Origin of the sequence: Streptomyces sp. R44 (assembly GCF_041053105.1) — a bacterium.
Classification (GTDB): domain Bacteria; phylum Actinomycetota; class Actinomycetes; order Streptomycetales; family Streptomycetaceae; genus Streptomyces.
The window spans coordinates 1,100,595-1,120,043 of sequence record NZ_CP163444.1 but is presented as its reverse complement, the minus strand read 5'-3'; the positions used below and the strand labels follow the sequence as shown (position 1 = coordinate 1,120,043).

Annotated in this window: 12 protein-coding genes and 1 pseudogene; 5 read left to right on the top strand and 8 right to left on the bottom strand. The window is 72.7% G+C overall.

Annotated features, from left to right (window positions below; all coding sequences use genetic code 11):
* Positions 1–89 precede the first annotated feature (89 nt).
* The 3 genes and pseudogenes from AB5J54_RS05195 to AB5J54_RS05185 all read right to left on the bottom strand — a co-directional run bounded on the left by AB5J54_RS05195 (position 90) and on the right by AB5J54_RS05185 (position 4,604).
* Positions 90–2,435: a M4 family metallopeptidase gene (locus tag AB5J54_RS05195; RefSeq protein ID WP_369149225.1), complete on the bottom strand. Its 2,346-nt coding sequence runs from the start codon at positions 2,433–2,435 to the stop codon at positions 90–92.
* Between the two features lie 412 nt (positions 2,436–2,847).
* A pseudogene (locus tag AB5J54_RS05190) lies at positions 2,848–3,459 on the bottom strand (VTT domain-containing protein); the annotation flags it as partial.
* A gap of 17 nt (positions 3,460–3,476) precedes the next feature.
* Positions 3,477–4,604, bottom strand: a complete 1,128-nt coding sequence (locus tag AB5J54_RS05185) for a cytochrome D1 domain-containing protein (RefSeq protein ID WP_369142701.1) — start codon at positions 4,602–4,604, stop codon at positions 3,477–3,479.
* A 296-nt stretch (positions 4,605–4,900) separates the two neighbouring features.
* On the opposite strand from AB5J54_RS05185, the gene AB5J54_RS05180 reads away from it, so the two are divergent.
* The gene (locus tag AB5J54_RS05180) at positions 4,901–6,685 is read left to right on the top strand and encodes a fibronectin type III domain-containing protein (protein WP_369142700.1); all 1,785 of its coding nucleotides are present in this window, start codon (positions 4,901–4,903) and stop codon (positions 6,683–6,685) included.
* On the opposite strand, the gene AB5J54_RS05175 is transcribed toward AB5J54_RS05180, so the two are convergent.
* Genes AB5J54_RS05175 through AB5J54_RS05155 form a run of 5 tightly spaced genes read right to left on the bottom strand, consistent with a single transcriptional unit; the run spans position 6,627 to position 14,803 of the window.
* Positions 6,627–7,868, bottom strand: coding sequence for an endo-1,3-alpha-glucanase family glycosylhydrolase (locus AB5J54_RS05175; protein WP_369142699.1), 1,242 nt, complete (start codon positions 7,866–7,868; stop codon positions 6,627–6,629). The genes AB5J54_RS05180 and AB5J54_RS05175 overlap by 59 nt on opposite strands.
* On the bottom strand, positions 7,844–9,079 hold the full coding sequence (locus AB5J54_RS05170) for a hypothetical protein (RefSeq protein WP_369142698.1): 1,236 nt from the start codon (positions 9,077–9,079) through the stop codon (positions 7,844–7,846). The genes AB5J54_RS05175 and AB5J54_RS05170 overlap by 25 nt, the downstream gene beginning before the upstream one ends.
* The gene (locus AB5J54_RS05165; protein ID WP_369142697.1) at positions 9,076–10,569 is read right to left on the bottom strand and encodes an alkaline phosphatase family protein; all 1,494 of its coding nucleotides are present in this window, start codon (positions 10,567–10,569) and stop codon (positions 9,076–9,078) included. Before AB5J54_RS05165 ends, AB5J54_RS05170 begins: the two co-directional genes overlap by 4 nt.
* A complete protein-coding gene (locus tag AB5J54_RS05160) occupies positions 10,566–12,191 on the bottom strand; it encodes an ArnT family glycosyltransferase (RefSeq protein ID WP_369142696.1) in 1,626 nt (541 codons plus the stop codon). The genes AB5J54_RS05165 and AB5J54_RS05160 overlap by 4 nt, the downstream gene beginning before the upstream one ends.
* Positions 12,188–14,803, bottom strand: a complete 2,616-nt coding sequence (locus tag AB5J54_RS05155) for a glycosyltransferase (protein WP_369142695.1) — start codon at positions 14,801–14,803, stop codon at positions 12,188–12,190. Before AB5J54_RS05155 ends, AB5J54_RS05160 begins: the two co-directional genes overlap by 4 nt.
* A gap of 187 nt (positions 14,804–14,990) precedes the next feature.
* Here AB5J54_RS05155 and AB5J54_RS05150 point away from each other — a divergent pair, with 187 nt between their 5' ends.
* From AB5J54_RS05150 to AB5J54_RS05135, 4 genes are all read left to right on the top strand, one after another.
* Positions 14,991–15,770 carry a TetR/AcrR family transcriptional regulator gene (locus AB5J54_RS05150; protein WP_369142694.1) on the top strand — a complete coding sequence of 260 codons (780 nt, stop codon included), beginning with the start codon at positions 14,991–14,993 and terminating at the stop codon, positions 15,768–15,770.
* Positions 15,771–15,804: 34 nt separating this feature from the next.
* On the top strand, positions 15,805–16,224 hold the full coding sequence (locus tag AB5J54_RS05145) for a hypothetical protein (protein ID WP_369142693.1): 420 nt from the start codon (positions 15,805–15,807) through the stop codon (positions 16,222–16,224).
* A gap of 76 nt (positions 16,225–16,300) precedes the next feature.
* Positions 16,301–17,920, top strand: a complete 1,620-nt coding sequence (locus tag AB5J54_RS05140; RefSeq protein WP_369142692.1) for a multicopper oxidase family protein — start codon at positions 16,301–16,303, stop codon at positions 17,918–17,920.
* A 169-nt stretch (positions 17,921–18,089) separates the two neighbouring features.
* Positions 18,090–19,391 (top strand): esterase/lipase family protein, encoded by a 1,302-nt coding sequence (locus tag AB5J54_RS05135; protein ID WP_369142691.1) that lies wholly within the window; start codon positions 18,090–18,092, stop codon positions 19,389–19,391.
* Positions 19,392–19,449 lie beyond the last annotated feature (58 nt).

Below are 19,449 nucleotides of genomic sequence, written 5' to 3'. Positions count from 1 at the left end.
TTGACTGATCGTCAGCTGCTTCGAGTTGTGCAAGGGTGGCCTGCGCGGTCGTGCGGAGGCCCGTCAGGGCCTCGGTCGCGCCGAGGGCGTCAGGGGGTGACGGTGAGGGCGACGTCGTCGAGCATGAAGGACGTCTGATAGGCGTAGTCCAACGCAGCCGTGAACTTCAGGGTGACGCTCTGCCCGGCGAAGGCGGAGAGGTCGAAGCTCTTCTGCACGTAGCCGGTGTTCTTGTCCAGGTTGGAGTACGTGGCCAGGGTGGTCCCGTTCGCCTGGACCTTCAGCGTGTCGTACACCGTGTTCATGATCTCGTCGGTGTTGATGTGCAGCCAGTACGTCAGGGTGGCGGGGCAGCCGGCCGGGATGTTCACCGTCTGCGACAGGGTGTCGGTGTGCGCCTGGCTGTAGCCGCCCATCCACGCCTTCCACGTACCGGTGCGCGGCTGCGTCTGGGTGCCGTTGTCGATGACGCCGGCGGTGGCGGTCCACGTGGTGTTGCCGGACTCGAAGCCGGGGTTGCCGAGCAGCTGCACCGGGTTGCAGGGGCCGGGCGTGTAGATCTTCCAGGTGAACGCGGTGGTGGCGGAGGCGTTGGTGGAGTCCTTCGCCGTGACCGTGACGTTGCTGGTGCCCAGCGTGGTCGCGGTGCCGGAGATCAGGCCGGTGGAGGCGTTGATCGACAGGCCCGCGGGCAGGCCGGTGGCGGAGTAGGTCAGCGGGCCGGAGTTGGTGCTGATGGCCTGGACCTGCAGGTTCGCGGCGGTGTTGACCGCCGTGTACTGGCTGCCGGGGGCCGTGATCCGCACGCCCAGGGGGAGACGGGCGCCGACGTTGACGGCGGCCCAGGCGTTGGCGGCGTGGACGTAGGTGGCGCTGCCTTCGCCGTACAGGTCGGCGGCGGCCCGGAGGGTGGCGAGGCGGGCGCCGGCGTAGTTGGTGGAGCCGGTCATGTAGGTGGTCAGCGCGCGGTACCAGATCTTCATCGCGGCGTCCCGGCCGATCGCGGTGACCGGCAGCCCGTCGAAGGTGGGGCTGTTGTAGGCGACACCGTTGACCGTCTTGGCGCCGCTGCCCTCGGAGGCCAGGTAGAACCAGTGGTTCGCCGGGCCGGAGGAGTAGTGGACGTTGGCGTCGCCGAGGGCGGGATCCCAGTAGTCCTTGGACTTGCCGTCCTTGGAGGGCTGGTCCATGTAGCGCAGCGGCTTGCCGTCGCCACGGATGTTGATCTTCTCGCCGACCAGGTAGTCACCGACGTCGGAGGGGTTGCCGGCCCAGAACTCCACCGCGGCGGCGAAGATGTCGGAGGTGGCCTCGTTCAGGCCGCCGGACTCTCCGCTGTAGATCAGGCGGGCGGTGTTGGAGGTGACGCCGTGCGTCATCTCATGGGCGGCCACGTCGATCGAGGTGAGCGGATTGGCGTTGTTGGCGCCGTCGCCGTAGGTCATGCAGAAGCAGAAGTCGTCCCAGAAGGCGTTGACGTAGGCGTCGCCGTAGTGGACCCGGGAGTAGGCGCCCACGCCGTCGTTCCTGATGCCGTTACGGGCGTGCACGTTCTTGTAGTAGTCCCAGGTCAGCTGGGCGCCGTACTGCGCGTCCACGCCGGCGGTCTGCCGGTCGGCCGGCAGGCCGTTGCCCCAGACGTCGTCGGCGTCGGTGAACAGCGTGCCCTGCTGGTTGTCGTTCGTGGAGCCGGCCAGGTCGTAGGTCTTGTGACCACCGCGGCCGGAGTCGCTCATGGTGTAGTCGCCGGCGGATCCCGAGGTCCCGATGGTGACCTGGCCGCTGTACCGGCTGTTGCCGATGCCGGTGTTGACCTCGTCGTACTCGAAGAGCGCCTTGCCGGTGGCGGCGTCGGTGATGACGTGCAGCCGGCTGGGGGTGCCGTCGTGCTGCAGCCCGCCGACCACGGTCTCCCAGGCGAGGACCGGCTTGCCGGAGCCGGCCCAGACCACCTGGTGGACCAGGTCGGCCTTCGGGGACTTGGCCCCCTGGGCCCCGGCCTTGCCCAGCGCGACGGCCTTCGCCGACTCGGCGCTCTTGGCGGCCTTCGTGGAGGCGACGGCGATGGTGGCCTTGGTGTTCTTGGTGACGTCCTTGACGGTGCCGTTCGCGGCCGTGTGCACGATCAGCTCGCCGCCGAGCACCGGCAGGCCGCCGTAGGTGCGGTCATAGCGGGTGTGCACCGTGCCGTCGGCGTCCTTGAGCACGGACTGGACCACCAGTGCCTCCTGCGCGCCCAGGCCCAGGGCCCTGGCCGTGGCGGCGCGGTGGGCGGTGGCGTCGGCTATCAGGGCGGCCCGTTCGGTCGGGCTGAGCTTGACCTGCAGCGCGCCCGCGCGGGGGGCGGCATCGGCGGAAGCGCTCCGGGCCCATGCCGGGACCGGAGTGTCGGTGCCGGCATGGGCGGTGCCGGCCGGAAGCGCCGCGGCGAGCATCGCGGCACTGGCTGTCAGCACTCCTGCGACGACAGCCTTTCGGGGGGAACGTCTCACTCTGAGCTCCTTGGAAGACGACCGAGAGCCTCGGCCGTTGGGGAATCGGGCGGATCGGTGACGAGCCGTCCGGTGGGGGACCGATGAAGTGATGTGCCATCAACTTCCGCTGAGGGCATGCGCGTTACGCGCATGATCTCTGCGTGAGAACGCTCAGAAGAGTGCCATGGTTGCGTTAACATGTCATTACGTCAGGGTGAGTTGGCTGGTATCGCGCCCTCAGATGTCCCGTACGTCAGCGGATGTCACAGGACAGGGCGTCGGCTCCGTGCGCAGGAAGACCGGCTTTCAGCCGTCCGCCGTGTCAGCGGTCGCGGGGAGACGACCGCGGGCTGTCCGTGGGGGATTCGTTCGCCTTGCGGCGGCTCTTGAGGACGCCGAGGACCACCGGGACCAACGACAGCAGGACGATCGCGATCAGGATGATCTCGACGTGGGCCCTGACGAAGCCGACCCGGCCGAGCCAGTAACCGGCGAGCGTGACGCCCGCGCCCCAGCCGACGGCGCCGATCACGTTGTACGTGAGGAACGTGCGGTACCTCATGCGCCCGGCCCCCGCCACGATCGGCGCGAAGGTCCGCACGATCGGCACGAAACGGGCCAGGACGATCGCCTTGGGCCCGTACTTCTCCAGGAACTCGTGCGCCCTGTCCAGGTTCTCCCGTCGGAAGAACCTGGAGTCCGGCCGGTTGAAGAGCCTGGGCCCGAAGAACGCGCCGATCGCGTAGCCCACCTGGTCGCCGAGCACGGCGGCCACCACGAGGAGGACGATCACCAGCCACAGCGGCTGGTGGATGTACCGGCCGTCGGCGACGAGCAGGCCGGCCGTGAAGAGCAGCGAGTCGCCCGGGAGGAAGGCGAAGAGCCCCGACTCGGCGAAGACGATGACCAGGATGCCGATCAGACCGAAGGTCGAGATCCAGTAGTCGGGCGACCACCAGTCGACTCCGGTCGCGAGGGTCGTCATGGGCACGGCGCCGGCGCTCAGCGCGTGCCGGACTGCTTCTGGCCGGTCTGCCAGTGCACCCGCCGTCCGGTACCGGCGCGCGGAGCCACCGGCTCCGGCTCGGCCTCGACGGCCACGCTCATCGGACCGGACCCGACCGTCGTGCTGCCCATGACCCGGTCGGTCTCGGTGTCGACGTAGACCGCGGACCGCGAACCGAGCCCGGTCGCGACGTACATCTGCCGCCCCTCGTAGCCGAGCGCGAGGCCCTCCGCGCCGCCGGGCACACGGAAGCTGCGCGCGACCGTGCCCATCTCGGTGTCGATGACCGACACCTCCTCGTTCCCGAAGCCGGAGGACACGTACACCTCCGACCCGTCGGGCGCCACGGCCAGCGACTCCGCGCCGGCCTCGACCGGCACGGAGTCGAGGACGGTCGCCGCGCGGGTGTCGAGGACGGACACGTACTCCGTCCCGTTGCCCGTGCTCACGTACGCCAGGGTGCCGTCCGGGCTGACGGCCACGTCGTAGGCGGCGGTTCCGGTGCCCAGTTCCACGGTCGCCACGACCCGGCCCCGGCGGGCGTCGATCACCGACACGCTGCCGGAGAGCAGGTTGGCGACGTAGACGCGACCGCCGTCGGGGGAGACCGCCAGGCCCTTGGGGAAGGTGCCGACCCGCACCGTGCGCACGACCCGGTTCCCGGCCGTGTCGATGACCGAGACGGTCCCGGAGTCGGCGTTGGTGACGTAGGCGCGCCGGCCGTCACGGCTGACGGCGACTCCCTCGGGCCGGTCACCGACCCGGATGTGACCGACGACCCTCGCCCGATTCGTGTCGATGACGCTGACGGTGCGCGAGTCATGGCCGCCCGGCACATAGGCACGGTGCATCCGCCGGGACACGCCCACATCGGCCGCGCCGGACGGCACGGACACCGTGTGGGTGACGGTCCGGTCGTCGGTGTCCAGGAACGACACCGTCCTGGCGGTGGCGTTGGCGACATAGGCACGGTCGGTCGCGTCGTCCTGCTGCGGCGGCACCGGAGTCGCGGCACCGGCGGGCGCGGCCGCCGTCGAGGCGGCGACGGCGGCCGCCGCCAGGATCGCCCGCAGCCGGCCGACGGACCGACGGCGGGTGGCGTCCTGCGAGTCGCGTGCCGGCACGGGGGGCCTCCAAGAGAGCGGCGGAAAGGGCAGCCCCAGGCAGGGGTGCGGGGCCTGGGCCCTGTCCCTTCTTCCCGTACCGGGCGGCGGTCGGGACCGAAGGACACGGCTTGTCGCCCGACCGGCAGACACCACGCGCCCCGATCGGGTGAATGCGACGGCCCGGTCACGACGGCCCGGCCGCGCCGACCCGCCCAAGCCCCCGGGCGTGCCTACCTTCCGACGGTGCCTCCGTCCCCACCGTCTCCTGGCCGACGCCTCCGGCAGGCCGCGACGGAGGCTGAAAGGACCCGTGAATGCCTGTGTTCGCATCCGTCGGACGCCACCGCCGAGGCCTCCACCTCGCCGGCGCCGCCGTGGCGCTCGGTGCCCTGTCGGCGGCCCTCGGCACCGCCCCCGCCCACGCCGACCTGCCCGGCGCCTCCCCGGTCCTCACCCGGGCCCCCTACCTGACGGATCTCACACCCGGCTCCGTCCGGGTGACGTGGGCGACCAGCACCCGCAGCCGGCAGACCGTGAAGTACGGGCCGCTCGGCAACTGCACGGCCAACTCGGTCACGTCCGCCACCCTCGGCACCACCATGACCGTCAACGGGGTCACCGAGTACAGCAACTCGGTGACCGTGCCGAACCTCAGCCCCGACACCCCGTACTGCTACCGGGTCTTCACCGGCGACGCCACCCCCATCGACCTGCTCGGCACCAACTCCTCGCCCGCGTTCACCACGATGGTGCCGGACGGCTCGCCGGCCCCCTTCACGTTCGCGGTGCTCGGCGACTGGGGCGACACCACCAGCAACGGCGTCAACAGCGGGGCCCTCAACCAGGACCAGGCCAACGTCATGTCCCGGCTGGCCGCCAGCGGCGCCCGCTTCGCCCTGTCCACCGGCGACGTGGCCTACCCCAGCGGCAACCAGACCAACTACGGCGACCTCCAGCAGACCGGCGTCAACATCAGCGGCGTCTTCGCGCCCGAGTACTACGCGGCGCCCGGCCAGACCCTGCCGATGTTCTCCACCAACGGCAACCACGGCCGCAACACCACGTTCCTGCCCACCTGGCCGCAGCCCGCTGTCACGGCGGCCTCGAACGGCGTCTACTCCCAGGTCAGCTACCCGTCGTTCTTCGGCAGCACCCCGGCGAGCTACCCGACGACGTACTACGCCTTCAGCAGCGGCGGCGTCCGGTTCTACGTCCTCGACACGTCCTGGAGCGACGGCAACGTCGGCAACGCCGACGGGAACAACTGCGAGGGCACCGACCACTGCGACATCTACCAGGTCGACGCGGCCGCCCATTGGACGACCTCCTCGGCCGAGTACCAGTGGCTCCAGCAGGACCTCGCCGCCCACCCCGGCGGCGTCAAGGTCGCCGCCTTCCACTTCCCGCTGCGCTCCGACGACCCCACCGAGCCGGACGACGAGTACCTGAAGAACAACCCGGGCAGCACCGACACCCTGGAACAGCTGCTTCACGACAACGGCGTGAACCTCGTCTTCAACGGCCACGCGCACATCTACCAGCGCAACGTCGCCCCGCCCGGCGGCGTGCCGAGCTATGTGACCGGCGGCGCCGGCGCCAAGCTCAGCTCGGTCGGCGGCCACGGCTGCGACCCGACGGACGCCTACGCCCTGGGCTGGTCCTACAGCGCCAACGCGGGCAAGCGCTGCCCCTCCTCGGTGCCGATCCCCGCTGCCGACGCGAACGTCCACCACTTCCTGCTCGTCTCGGTCCTCGGCTCGACGCTGACGGTGACCCCGACGGACTCCCTCGGCAACTCGTTCGACACGCTGTCCTACGACTTCTCCGCCGACGGCACGCCTCCGTCCGCGCCTTCCCCCCTGACGGTCACCCGTACCGCCTCCACCACGATGAAGCTGACGTGGGGTGCGGGCGGCGACGACACCCAGCTCGCGACGTACGACGTGTACCGCGACGGGACGTACCTGGCCACGGTTCCGCAGACGGTGCTGACCTTCAGCGACAAGACGGCCGTCTGCCCGGCCTCGTACACCTACGAGGTCAGGGCGCGCGATCTGGCCGGGAACACGGCGGGGACGTCGACGCCGGTGACCTGCTGACCGCTCGCCCGGGGTCCGTTCGCCGCTGCTCGCCAGGGGCGGGGCCGGACGACCGGGCGGCGCGCAGCCGGCGCACCGCGAGCGGGGTGACGAGCAGCAGGGGCACGGCCACGCCGACGAGCGCCCAGTAGCCGCGGGAGGGGTCCGGCCGGGCGACCGGCCGGACGGGGCTGTTCCCGCTGTCCTGGTACGCGGCGGCCGCGGGGGCTCCGCGGAGGTCGCGCAGCACCTGCAGGAAGCGGTCGCCGTGGTCGCGGGAGGGTTCGACATGGGTGTTCTCGGAGAACTCGTTCCAGCTGATCAGCCCGATGGCGTCCGGCGAGGAGCGCAGCGCGGCCGCGTACGTGGCGGCCAGCGTCGCACCGTCGCGGCGGGGGACGGGCCTGGTGCCGCCGACGAGCTGCGCGTCGAAGCCGGGCGAGCAGGGGGCCAGCCAGATCTTGTGGTCGGCGTGCACGGCCCGTGCCATGTCCTGGAGCTTCTCGGCGTATCCGGGGGTGGTCTCGGGGTCGGCGGAGGACCAGTAGTAGGCGTCGCCGTCGGTGACGTCGGCGATCCGCCGGTAGCCGTCGACGTTCTTCTCGCTGGCCAGCACCTGCAGTTCGCCGCGGACGCCGGAGGTGACGGTCGCGACGTCGTCGTGGGAATAGCGCCAGGTCCCGCTCCAGACGGTCAGCGGGCGGCCGCCGACGCGCAGCATGGCGGGGCTGTCGGCGAAGTGGTCGCGGAAGTACCGGAAGTCGGCGGCGACCTGGTCGACGGGGAGCGGTCGGCGGTGGAAGTCCAGGCTCTGGTAGATCATGGCGAGCTTGAAGTTCCTGGCCTCGGCGGCTTCGACGAGCTTGCGCAGCCGCCGGTCGTTCACGGTGCCGTGCTTCCAGCCGACGATGAACCCCTCGATCCCCGCGGACCTGGCCTCGGTGATCTGGCGGTCGATCACCTGTGTGTCGTCGCTCGAGTACGGGCCCGCGAGCGGCAGGTCCGTCTTGGCCCGCTGCCAGGAGCCGGGGCTGAACCACTGGTAGTAGTAGGCGAGCAGTGGCGGACGGGAGACCTCGCCGGTCGGGGGCGCGACGGCGGGCCGGGGGCCCGGCGATGCGGCGCTGAGGCCCGGCCAGCACAGGAGGAGTGCGGCGAGGAGGGCCCAGAGCCGCCGCATCATCGGGACGCCGCCCCGGGGCACGGGGTGGGGGGCGCCTTCTCCGCTCCCTCCGGCTGCTCGGGCTCTTCCGCCGGTACGGGCTCACGCGGGCCGCCGGCGCCCCGCCCGACGCCGCTGCCGCTGCCGACGCCGCTGCCGGTGCCACTGCCGGTGCCGGGGCCGCTGCCGGGGGCCGGGCCCGCGGCGGTGCGGCGGGTCCGGCGCCTCAGCCGGATCACGACCGGTATCCCGATGAGCAGCAGGCCGGCACCGGCGAGGACGAGGACGTCGGTCAGGCTGACCACGGTCACGTCGGCCGTGACCGACTGGGACAGCTGGATCTCGCGCGGGTTCGCGCTGCCGCCGGGGGCCTTCACCTCGACGGTGTACCGGCCGCGCGGCAGGTGCGACAGGACGGCGGTGTGGTCCGGTCCGAGCGAGACGGTCGTGACGTGCCCTGCGGGGTCGGTGACGGTGGCCTTGTCGCCCGTCGCGGAGCCGAACAGCGCGTCGTGGGCGGTGACCGTCAGGTCGTGGAAGGCGCCGGTGAACGTCAGGTGCCGGTCGGGGCCGGGCCGGAAGCCCTGCCGTCCGGCGCCGGCGAGCTGGACGCCGTCGTAGACGAGGCTCCGCAGGGTGTAGTCGAGCGGAACGGGCGTCAGGCCGCTGTTGCGGAAGACGGGCACGACGCCGTCCAGCCAGGTGGTCCCGGACACGGACAGATCGGTGATGCGCGCGTCGGAGCTCCTGACCTGCACCGCCGATACCAGGGACGGGTCCAGGGGCGCGCCGTGCTGGTCGGTGAAGGCGACGGTCACCGGGTACTGCACGGTGAAGCCGGCCGTGATGGTGTAGTCGGCGCGCAGCGGCAGCCCGTCGACGTGGCTCCTGAACGCCTGTTGCGGGTCGCGCTGTCCCGCCCAGCGGGTGAAGCGGTAGTGGGCGTCCGGGGTGTCGACGGAGGTGTCGAGCAGGCGCAGCGACTGGCGGTCCGCGGTCCGGGCGCCGGTGTACGTGGCGGTGCCGTCGGAGCCCGTGACGAGGGACTGGCCGCCGAAGACCAGCCGGACGCCGGGCACCGCCGGGACCGTGCGGATGGTGACGGTGACGTTCGGGTCGGCTCGGTGCGTGCCGGTGCCGGTGGCGGCGACGGCGGGGTGGGCGGCGGCGGCCGGCCCGGCGAAGCCGAGGAGCAGTGCCGTCAGCAGGGCGAGGAGCGCGGCCGCGTGGCGGCGTGCGGTACGGCGGTTCACGGCCGGCTCCTTTCCGGCGCACGGGACTGCGCCGAGGGGTCGGAGGGAGCCGACGGTGCGGACGGAGCGGACGGGCCGGACGGAGCGGACGGGCCGGACGGAGCGGACTCGCCGCGCGGAGCCGACGGGCCGGACGCCGGCCGGTCGGCCGGGGCCGCGGGGGCCGTGGAGCGTCTGCGGGCGGTGAGCAGGACGGTGCCCGCGACCAGCAGTGCGGCCGTGCCGAGGACGCCGCCGTAGACCGCGTACACGACGGTGGCGTTCACCGGCCGGACGACGGGCCGCGCGGAGGGGACGGCGAGCACCTCGGGGGGTCGTGGCGCGGCAGAGAAGTCGAAGGCGGCCGCGAGGCTCGCGGCGGTGGTGTCCCGTCCGCCGAGGGGTGCCAGGTTCCAGTTGTCCTCGATGAAGCGCAGCGCCGACGAGGAGTCGAGGACTCGGTGGTCGATGTGCCCGGCAGGTGCGTAGGCGCTGATCAGGAGGGCCGGGACGCGCAGGCCGCGCGGGCCGTCGGCGGCGGCGGGCGGGGCCACGTGGTCGTACCAGCCGCCGGAGCCGTCGTGGCTCCACAGCAGCGCCGAGCTGTCCCAGTAGGGGCTGAGGGCGAGCTGGGTGGCCAGCGAGCGGATCAGCTTCTGGCCGGGCGGGATGGCCCGCGCGGAGCGCTCGGAGGAGCCGGAGCTGGCGATGTAGGCCACCGACGGCAGGGTGCCGTTGTCGAGGTCGCGGTAGTACTGGTCCAGGTCCACGATGTGGGAGGCGAGGGCGGGGTCGTCGACGAAGCGGGCGTAGCCGAGCAGCGGGGCGCGTACCGGCTGGGTGGCGCCGGGTGCGTGGTAGTTCTCGCCGGGCCGGTAGTCCTCGACGTAGAACTTCCAGCTGACCCCGGCCTGCTGGAGCCGGTCGAAGATGGTGGTGCGGCCGCCCGCCGAAGGGGCGGCTCCCGAGACCCAGTAGGAGCGTTCGGTGGCGGTGCCGTAGGGCACGGAGGCGAAGAACTTGTCGAAGAGCACGTAGCGGTCGGCGGCGGCCCAGTCGAACGGCACGTCACGGGCGTCGTAGTGGCCCATGACGGTCGTGCCGTCCCGGCCCTGCCGGGTGTACGCGGACACGAAGCCGTCCATGCGCCCGCCGTTGATCTGCTGGGCGATGATGCTGCGGCTCGGGGCGAGCGGGGCGGGGGCCTTGGCGTGCAGGGCGTAGGGCCGCACGCAGTCGGAGGCGGGGCCGCCGACGGTGCGCGGCTGGCAGGCGTCGGCGGGAATGCCGTCGGCTCCGGGGTAGGTGCCGAAGTAGTTGTCGAAGGTCCGGGGGCCCTGCATCACGTAGATGAAGTGCTGCACGGGGGTGGTCGCGCGGTGTTCGGCGGCGGCGCCGCGGCCCGGGTCGGGGCCGGGTTCGGCACCGGTCGCGGTCGCCGCCGTGGTGGGGCCGAGCAGCAGTGCCGCGCCGGCCAGCGCTGTCAGCAGACGGACGGTCAGCGGCTTCATGGCACACGCACCTGGTAGATGACGATGACCGGAGTGGGCGTCGGGTCGGCGGAGGACGCGGGAACCCGCACGGGGGAGGTGTAGACGGCCCTGCCGTGGTACTTGTCGACCAGCTGCCGGATCTTCTCGCCGTAGAAGGGGGCGCGCCGGGCGGTGTAGGAGTCCCAGACGACGTACTGGAACTCGCCGTCGCGCAGTGCGCGGTCGGGGTTGGGCACCGGCGTGTACGAGGGGTTGCGGTAGAGCCGGTTGACGCTCACCGAGAGGGCCGAGACGGGTTTGCCTCCGTAGAACTGGAGCACGTTCGCGACGGAGGGGCCGCCGGCGAGGAGCCGTGCCCCGCCGGGCACGTGGTCGCGCACCCACTGGCCGGCCTCTCGGCCGCCGGCGAGGCCGCCGGAACCGGCGAGGAACGAGCCGGTCGGGGTGGCGGTGATCCGGCCGGCCGCGGGGAGGGCGAGGGAGAGCGCGACGGCGAGCGCGACGAGGACGGCGCCGGCGGCGGACAGCCGGCGGGGCGACACCCGCAGCCGGCCGACGCGCGGCTTGAGCCCGGCCAGGGCGCCCAGGGTGCGGCCGGCGAGCACGGCGAGCGGCGGCGCGATCGGCAGCAGGTACGGGAAGCCCTTGACGGGCCACAGGGTGAAGAACAGCACGGGCGCGGCGATCCAGCACAGCAGCAGAGCCTCGCGCCAGCCGTTGCGGCGGCGCAGCCAGACGAGGCCGATGACGGCGGCCGCGAGGACGGCCCAGCCGAGGACCTGCGGCACCGTGGTGGCGTAGAAGCCCATCGGGTGGTTGGCCCGCCGGAACAGCTGCCACTGCAGGTAGTGCTGGCCGGTGGCGGTGCGGCCCGAGATCCACATCGCGAGCGGGAAGGCGACGACGACGAGGGCGAGGAGGCCGGTGGCGAGTACGGCGTGCCGCCAGCGAATCTTCACCGAGCGGCTGAGGACGAAGAACACGTACAGGCCGCAGACGAGCACGAGCGCCGTCTCCTTGGAGAGCGCGGCGGCCCCGAGCGCCCCCGCGGCGCCGAGCAGCCAGGGCAGCCCGTCGCGGTCGGCCTGCACGTACCGTACGACGCAGTAGAGCGCCACCGTCGCGCACAGCGTCATCAGCCCGTCGAGCAGCACCTGACGGGTCACCACGACGTGGTACGGCATGACGGCGAGCAGCAGCGCGGCGGCGAGCCCCGCGCCCCGGCCGTACAGCCTGCGGGCCAGGAGATAGGTGACGCCGACGGTCACGACGCCGACGACGGCGGCGACCGCGCGGGCCGTGAACTCGTCGGTGCCGCCGCGCAGGAAGAGCGACAGGAAGCCGGTGAACAGCACGGGGTGGGCGCGGAAGACGGGGAACACCGGCTGCATGGCCGGGTCGCCGGCCAGGGAGGCTGCGGTGCCGGTGTAGACGGCCTCGTCGCTGTTGAAGCCGATCTGGGTGAGCTGCCAGAACCGCAGGAAGGCGGCCAGGGCGAGGATGGCGGTGAGCGGGAGGACGGTGCGGACCATCCGGTCGGCGGTGGGGCGCCGGCGCGGGCGGACGCTGCGGTGGGCCTCGGGGCCGGGGGTGGTGGTCCGCGCGTCGGTGTCGGCGGGGGAGTACGTGGGACGGCTCATGGCGTCCTCCCACCGGGGTCGTTCGTACGGGAGGAGCGGGGGTCGGTCGGCACGGCGGTGGAGAGGGGCCCGAGGCCGGAGCGCACGGGCTGCGGTGCCGCGCCCCCGGGTGTCTCCGGCTCCCAGTGCGGCCACGGACTCTCCTCGGCCCCGGGGACCCGGCGGCCGTTGACCGACGGCCGGTCGACGGCGAGGAGCCGGGGTATCTCGTCGGCCCACCCGAAGCGGTCGGAGGCCAGCACGCGGGTCCGGACGCCGGAGAGGAAGCCGGACAGGACGTCCCGCTCGCGGCTGCGCAGCCGGGCGTGGTCGAGCCCGTCGACGATGATGGCGGGGGCGAAGTACCGGAAGGGCGGGAATCCGTACGCGTCCTCGGTGTTGACGAGCAGCCGGCTGACGGTCTCCTCGTGGCCGAGCTCGCTCAGGCGGGGCTCGCCGCGCTCGATGACGAACAGTTCGGTCACCTTGACCGCGCTGCTCAGCCGGCAGTCCACGAGCCGGTCGACGGCGTACTTCGGCGGCGGGACGACGATCTGGGTGACCGCGTTGATGCCCATGATGGGGAGGTTGTGGCGGGCGAGGGTGAAGGCGAAGGAGCGGCCTTCCTTGGAGTGCAGGCGGCTCTGCCGCTGCAGCCGGTGCCACTCGCGGGGGGTCAGGTCGTCCGAGCGCACGGCGTGCAGGGTGTGCGCGCTGATGGTGAGCGGCTTGGGGAAGCACAGGGCGTTGCCGCCGGCGTCGACGACGGTCATGTCGTCGGACAGGAACCGCCCGTCGTGCTCGCTCAGCAGCCGCAGCACCGTGGACGTCTTGCCGGTGTCGGTGAGCGCGGAGAGCATCACGCCGGTGCCGCCGAGCTCGACGCACGCGGAGTGCAGCAGCATCCGGCCGCGGGAGACGAGCACGAAGCGCAGCAGCGCCTCCAGGACGTTGGTGTAGACGACGTGCGGGGAGCGGGCGAGGAGCGGGCTGACGACGACGTCGATGGGGGTGCCTATGTCGACGCGGAAGTTGGCGCCGAGGCGGCCGAGCTGCTCCTCGTACTGCACGGTGGTGGGCTGCGGTGCGCCGCGGCCGGGGATCTCGGTCATGACCGCGCGGTGGCGCGGGAACCGGCGGCCCACGTCGCCGACGCGGACGGTGATGTCGCAGGAGTCGGGCGGTACCCACTGGGCGCGGAAGAACTCCAGCTCGGGCAGGCGTATCTGGGAGCCGATGGTGACGGTGCCGGCGATGTCGTAGCGGTAGGTCAGGTACCGGGGGCGCTTGGGGTGGGCCGGGGCGGCCTCGGGGGCCTCGGGCGCCGTGGTGGTGGCGCTGGGTTCCGGGGCTCCGGGGAGGGTGGCGCCGGGGGCCACGAGGACGCGCACGGGGTCGCGGCGGGCTCCGTCGTCGCGGCGGCCGCGGTAGATGAGCAGGTCGCTGAAGAGGAACCGGACCACGAAGAGCACGACGAGGCTGATGACGTTGGCGGTGAGCAGTCCGACCCCGGCGAGGACGAGCGCCTGGAGGAGGGGCAGGCGGCCGAGCAGCAGCAGGTTGTTCAGGGCGAGGAAGGCGATGCCGCGGACGAGGGCCGCGCGCCTGCCGCCGCCCTGGCCGCCGCGGTAGACGAGCGTCTCCAGGAGGGCCCAGTTCCACAGGGAGGACACCTGGGTGGCGAGCGTGGCGCCGAGGAGCTGATGGAGTCCCACGACGGTGTGGAAGAACCAGAGGGCGGCGGTATTGACGGCGATGCCGCTGAGGCCGACGAGTCCGAAGGCGAAGAACCGGGCGGTGGTGCCGAGGCCGGGGCGGTCGGGTGCGGCCTGCCGGCCGCCGCCGCGACTTCCGCCGGGCTCGGGCCGGCGCAGCCGGGCCAGGTGACGGAGGAACCGCAGCCCTTCGCGCAGCGAGGCCTTGGACGTGCCGGCCGCGCGGGGCGCGAACCGGTAGGAGACCTCGGCCACGCGGGCGCCCGGGTGCCTGACGAGCAGTTCGAGGAGCACCTTGAAGCCGAGGGGGCTGAGCCGGTCCAGGTCGATCGCGGCGGTGCGGAAGGCGAAGAGCCCGCTCATGGGGTCGCTGACGCCGGCGAGACGGTGCGGGAAGACCGTCTTGGCGAGCACGGTGCTGCCGCGGGAGACGAGCCGCCGGGTCGGGCCGTCGAGTCCGTCCCCGGTCGATCCGGACCCTGCGTAGCGGGTGCCGACCACGATGTCGACGCCGTGTCCGAGGGCGGTGCGGGCGAGGGCGGCGGCGGCCTGGGGCGGGTGCTGGAGGTCGGCGTCCATGACGAGGGCCCACGCGCCCCGGGCGTGGCGTGCGCCCGCGAGGACGGCACCCGCCAGGCCGCCCTCCCGGGCGCCGCTCTCCCGGTGGAGCATGCGGACCGGTAGCCGGCAGGCCGGGGCGTGCCGCGCGGCCGTTGCCGGGGTGTCGTCGTCGCTGTCGTCGACGAAGAGGATCTCGACGGGCAGCCCGTCGAAGGCGGGTTCCAGGGCACTCAGCAGCAGCGGGACGGATTCGCGCTCGTTGCGCGTCGGGATGACCAGGGTCAGCCGGGGCCGGGAGCGTGGCTGCGGGTCGTTCAGCTCGGAGCACTCGGTGCGGGTGATGCGGTTGCCGTCCATGTCAGCGGCCTCCAGCGGAGGACGGGGCAGACGCGCTGTCGCCGTACGTCTACGCGTTAAACATACATATTGCGCCGCCTTGTCATGCCTGTCAATAAATGTCCACTTATGGTGTAAATATATGCCTTCAAGGCGTTCGGATATAGTCGGTACCAGTCGCAGTGCGACGTCGAGCCGGAGGCACCCCATGGCCAGCAGCCCCCAGCCGGACCGCCGGAAGGTGGACATCGGCCACAGCACGGAGCGCCGCCGCGGCCGGCGCCGGCTGAGCCGTGAGCGCGTGCTCGCCGCCGCCCTCGACGTCGTGGACCACGAGGGCCTGTCCGCCCTGAGCATGCGGCGGGTGGCCGCCGAACTCGACGTCGAGGCGATGGCGCTCTATCGCTACGCACCCAGCAAGGACGCGCTCCTCGACGGCCTCGTCGAACAGCTCTACATCGAGCTGCACGCGGACCTCGACCGCGAGGAGCCCGCCCCCCTCGGCCAATCGCCCGACCTGCCCGCGTGGCGCGCCGAACTCCTGCGCGGCGCCTGCGCCCTGTACCGCGTCTCCCTCGCCCACCCGCACGTCGTGCCGCTCCTCGCCACCCGGCTCCTCGCCGTCCCGCTGGCCCGCCGCCCACTCGCGGTCCTGAAGGCCCACGAGCGGGTCCTGGCCCTCCTCGAGCGCGCCGGGCTCGACGAACGGGGCGTCGTCACCGCGTACCGGGCGGTCACCGCCTGGGTGCTCGGCTACATCTTCAGCGACCTGCGGGCCATGGTCGACAACCCCGACGAGCCCGATCCGGCGTTCCGCCTGGGCCTGCACCTGATGCCGGCCCACGAGCTTCCCCGGCTGCGTGCGACCGTGCCCGCCCTGGCGGAGAAGGGCGGCTACCAGGAGCTGACGGAGGGCCTCGACGCGCTGCTCGACCGCATCCTGGCCTCGGCCGCCCCGCGCGAGGACGAGGCGGCGGACCCGGCCTAGTCCGTCGCATACCCCCTCCCCGTATGATGGCCGGGTGGAGTCAGAGGTGAAGAGGCGCCCGAGGGCGGCGACGTGGTGGAGCCGTCTCGTGCTCGCCGCCGTGCTGCTCGTCGGCATCGTGCTGATGCACGTCCTCGGTCACCCCGGCGAGCGGGCGGACGCCGCGCACGAATCGGGCGGGCACGTGTCCGCAGCCTCGGAGGAGCACACGGGGGCCCACGCCGGCCATGCGAAGCAGCCCGCGCCCGCGCACGGGGCGGCCGGTGCCGCGGCCGTGTGCCTGGCCGTGCTCGGAGCCGGGATCGGACTCCTGCTGTCCGTCCGCGGCGTGCTCGTACGCCGCCGCGGAGCCGGCGCACCGCCGCCCGCGCGCATCGCCCACGCCCTGTGGGCGATCCCTCCGCCCACGCCACCCGGATCCCTCCTGACCCGCCTCTCCCTGTTGCGCATATAGGCGGACCGGCCGCTCCACGCACCGAGCGGAACGCCGCCCTGCTCACGCAACGACCACGTCAAGAGGTTCCCCCGTCATGTCCCGACCCACCCGTCGTACCGTCCTCGGCGCCGGCCTCGCCGCCGCCGGCACCGGTCTGCTCACCGCCTGTTCCGGCTCCATGAACGGCATGGACCACTCCGCCGGCGCGGGAGGCACGTCGCCCGGCGCCGACTACCTCGCTCCGGACGGCAAGGAGGTCGGCGCGGCCGAGGCCCTCCGCCGCCCCGGCCCGGAGCGCAGGTTCACCCTCACGGCCGTCGAGACCCCGCTCGACCTCGGCGGCGGACGGACCGTCCGCTCCTGGGCGTACGGGGACGACCTCCCCGGCAAGGAGATCCGGGTCACCGCGGGCGACACCCTCGCCCTCACCCTCGCCAACCATCTGCCCGAGGCCACCAGCATTCACTGGCACGGACTCGCGCTGCGCAACGACATGGACGGGGTCCCCGGTCTCACCGGGCGCGGCATCAGGCCGGGCGGCTCCTTCGACCACCGCTTCGCCGTCTCCCACCCCGGCACGTACTGGTTCCACCCCCACTCCGGCGTCCAGCAGGACCGCGGCCTGTACGCCCCGCTGATCGTCGAGGACCCCAAGGAGCCCCTGGCGTACGACAAGGAGTGGGTGATCGTCCTCGACGACTGGGTCGACGGCGTCGACGGCTCCACCCCGGACGCCGTGCTCGCCGAGCTGAGCAAGGGCATGGGCGGCATGGACCACGGCGGCTCCGGCTCCGGCTCCGGTGGCATGGACCACGGCGGCTCCGGCCACGACATGTCGAGCATGTCGATGACCACGAGGAGGTCGCCGTCGCCGAAGCCGGCCGGCCCCTCCCGCATGCTGATGGGCGCCACGAGCGAGCTGCTCGGAGGGGACGCCGGGGACGTCGGCCACCCGTACTACCTCGTCAACGGCCGTACGCCCGACCAGCCGCAGACCTTCACGGCCAAGCCCGGCGACCGGATCAGGCTCCGCGTCATCAACGCCGGCGGCGACACCGCCTTCCGTGTCGCCCTCGGCGACCACGCGTTCACGGTCACGCACGCCGACGGCTTCCCCGTCGCGCACGCGAAGGCCGACGCGCTCCTGCTCGGCATGGGCGAGCGGCTCGACGCCATCGTCACCGTCGGGAACGGGGTCTTCCCGCTCACCGCGCTCGCCGAGGGCAAGAACCGCACCGCCCTCGCCGTCCTCCGTACCGGCGGCGGATCGGCGCCCACCGCCTCCGCACGCCCGAAGGAGCTCGACGGCAAGGTCGTCCACGGCGGGCAGCTGAAGGCCGCCGAGGCCGTACGGCTCGCACCGGGGCGTCCGGACCGGACGATCGAGTTCGAGCTGACCGGCTCGATGATGACGTACGACTGGGCCATCAACGGCAAGAAGTACGACCCCGCTCAGCGCCACCCGGTCCGCTCGGGCGAGCGGGTCCGGCTGTCCTTCGTCAACCGCACGACGATGTGGCACCCCCTGCACCTGCACGGCCACACCTACGCGCTCGCGGACGGCGGCGCGCGCAAGGACACCTCGATCGTGCTGCCGGGCAAGCGGCTCGACGTCGACTTCGACGCCGACAACCCCGGCCTGTGGATGATCCACTGCCACAACGTCTACCACGCGGAATCCGGGATGATGACGGTGCTCGGCTACCTGCGGTAGGGCACCCGCGCCCCCTGCTCCTGCGGTCACCGTCCATGCCGACGGCTCGCTTTGTGTGGCGTGACCACATGCCCCATGGTCTGTCGGCCCACCTACCGTGGGCGGACCCGCTGCCAGGACGGGCAGCGGGGGGACGCGCCACGGGCGCACGAGTGGGGGAGGCCGCGACATGGCCGACAGACGGAGTCCGGGGCGCCGGTGGCGGCTGCGCGCAGCCCGTGTCCTGGCCGTGGTGGGGGTCGTCGCGGCCGCCGTGGTGGCGTCACCCGCCGCCGCGAGCGGCGCGACGCCTCCCCCGTACCTCACCCTGGAGGCGAGCTACGGGGCCGGGACCGTCGGCAACGGCTGGGAACGGGTCGAGCGCTATCTCGACACGACCACCGGCTTCCGCACCGAGGGCTTCCCGGCCGACGGCCGCGGCGACCAGGACGGCAAGCGCGTCACGTACTTCGGCGGCGTCTCCCGGCCTTCCTCCGGCCGGTTCCTGCTCTACTCGGCCCCCGGCTGGAACACCGGCAGCCGCTCCACCCCCGTCCTCCTGGTGCACGGGGCGAACGACACCGCGGACCGGGCCTGGGCCAACCCCGGCGAATCGGGCGGCTACGGCTGCGGCGCGGCCTCCTGCCCCTCCACCGGCCTCATGCAGTACCTCGCCGAGCGGGGCCACCGCGTCTTCGCCGTCGGCTTCGCGCACAAGCAGGGCGACAACCTGATGCAGGCGCAGATCGTCGGCGACGCGATCGCCGTCATCAAGGCGAAACTGGGCGTCACCTCGGTGGACCTGGTCGGCTGGAGCAAGGGCCAGATGTCGACCCGCGCGTACGTGTCCTCCCTGAAGCCCGCCTGGGGACGGGCGTACGCCGGTGACGTCCGCCGCCTGATCACCCTCGGCGGCCCGAACGGCGGCTACGACTACCCGTACGCCCACGGCTGGGCCCACGACTTCTCCATCTGGCCGGAGTGCGGAGGCAAGGTCAACGCACCCTCCCCGCACTCCCACATGACCTGCTACGGCCTCTACACCTCACACCCCGAGTTCTCGATGACCCCGTCCGGCGGCCAGGACAACTACCCCGGGCAGCGCCAGATGCTGGCCCGCTGGGACGGGGTGTACGGAGTCGACGGCGCTGCCCAGGACTGGTACACGACCTACTACGGCGGCCAGGGCTTCTACACCGCCGGCACCGGCATCCAGGCGGCCATCGACGCCGGATCGCTGATCGCCCCGCTGCGCAGCGCCGGCGTGCCCGCCTCCGTCACCACCTACCTCCTGGCCGGCGGCTCCGCCGACATCGTCGGCATCTTCAACGAGAACCGCGGCCCCAGCGACGGCGTCGTCTTCGTCTCCAGCGCCCTCGACAGCACCGGCATCCCCACCGTCGGCGGCAAGGCCACCATCGCCTCGGCCAACCACCTCGAACTGGGCTGGCACAGCACCGCCGCCGCCCAGGTCGCCACCTGGCTCTCCTGATCCACCCGCGACTGCTTCACCCGCGACCGATGCGCACGCGGCTGATCCACCCGCGACC

Excerpts from the sequence above, each read along its gene's own strand:
- AB5J54_RS05165 (WP_369142697.1), bottom strand. The coding sequence starts at position 10,569 with ATGAAGCCGCTGACCGTCCGTCTGCTGACAGCGCTGGCCGGCGCGGCA.
- AB5J54_RS05135 (WP_369142691.1), top strand. The coding sequence starts at position 18,090 with ATGGCCGACAGACGGAGTCCGGGGCGCCGGTGGCGGCTGCGCGCAGCC.
- AB5J54_RS05155 (WP_369142695.1), bottom strand. The coding sequence starts at position 14,803 with ATGGACGGCAACCGCATCACCCGCACCGAGTGCTCCGAGCTGAACGAC.
- AB5J54_RS05180 (WP_369142700.1), top strand. The coding sequence starts at position 4,901 with ATGCCTGTGTTCGCATCCGTCGGACGCCACCGCCGAGGCCTCCACCTC.
- AB5J54_RS05160 (WP_369142696.1), bottom strand. The coding sequence starts at position 12,191 with ATGAGCCGTCCCACGTACTCCCCCGCCGACACCGACGCGCGGACCACC.
- AB5J54_RS05195 (WP_369149225.1), bottom strand. The coding sequence starts at position 2,435 with ATGCTCGCCGCGGCGCTTCCGGCCGGCACCGCCCATGCCGGCACCGAC.
- AB5J54_RS05140 (WP_369142692.1), top strand. The coding sequence starts at position 16,301 with ATGTCCCGACCCACCCGTCGTACCGTCCTCGGCGCCGGCCTCGCCGCC.
- AB5J54_RS05150 (WP_369142694.1), top strand. The coding sequence starts at position 14,991 with ATGGCCAGCAGCCCCCAGCCGGACCGCCGGAAGGTGGACATCGGCCAC.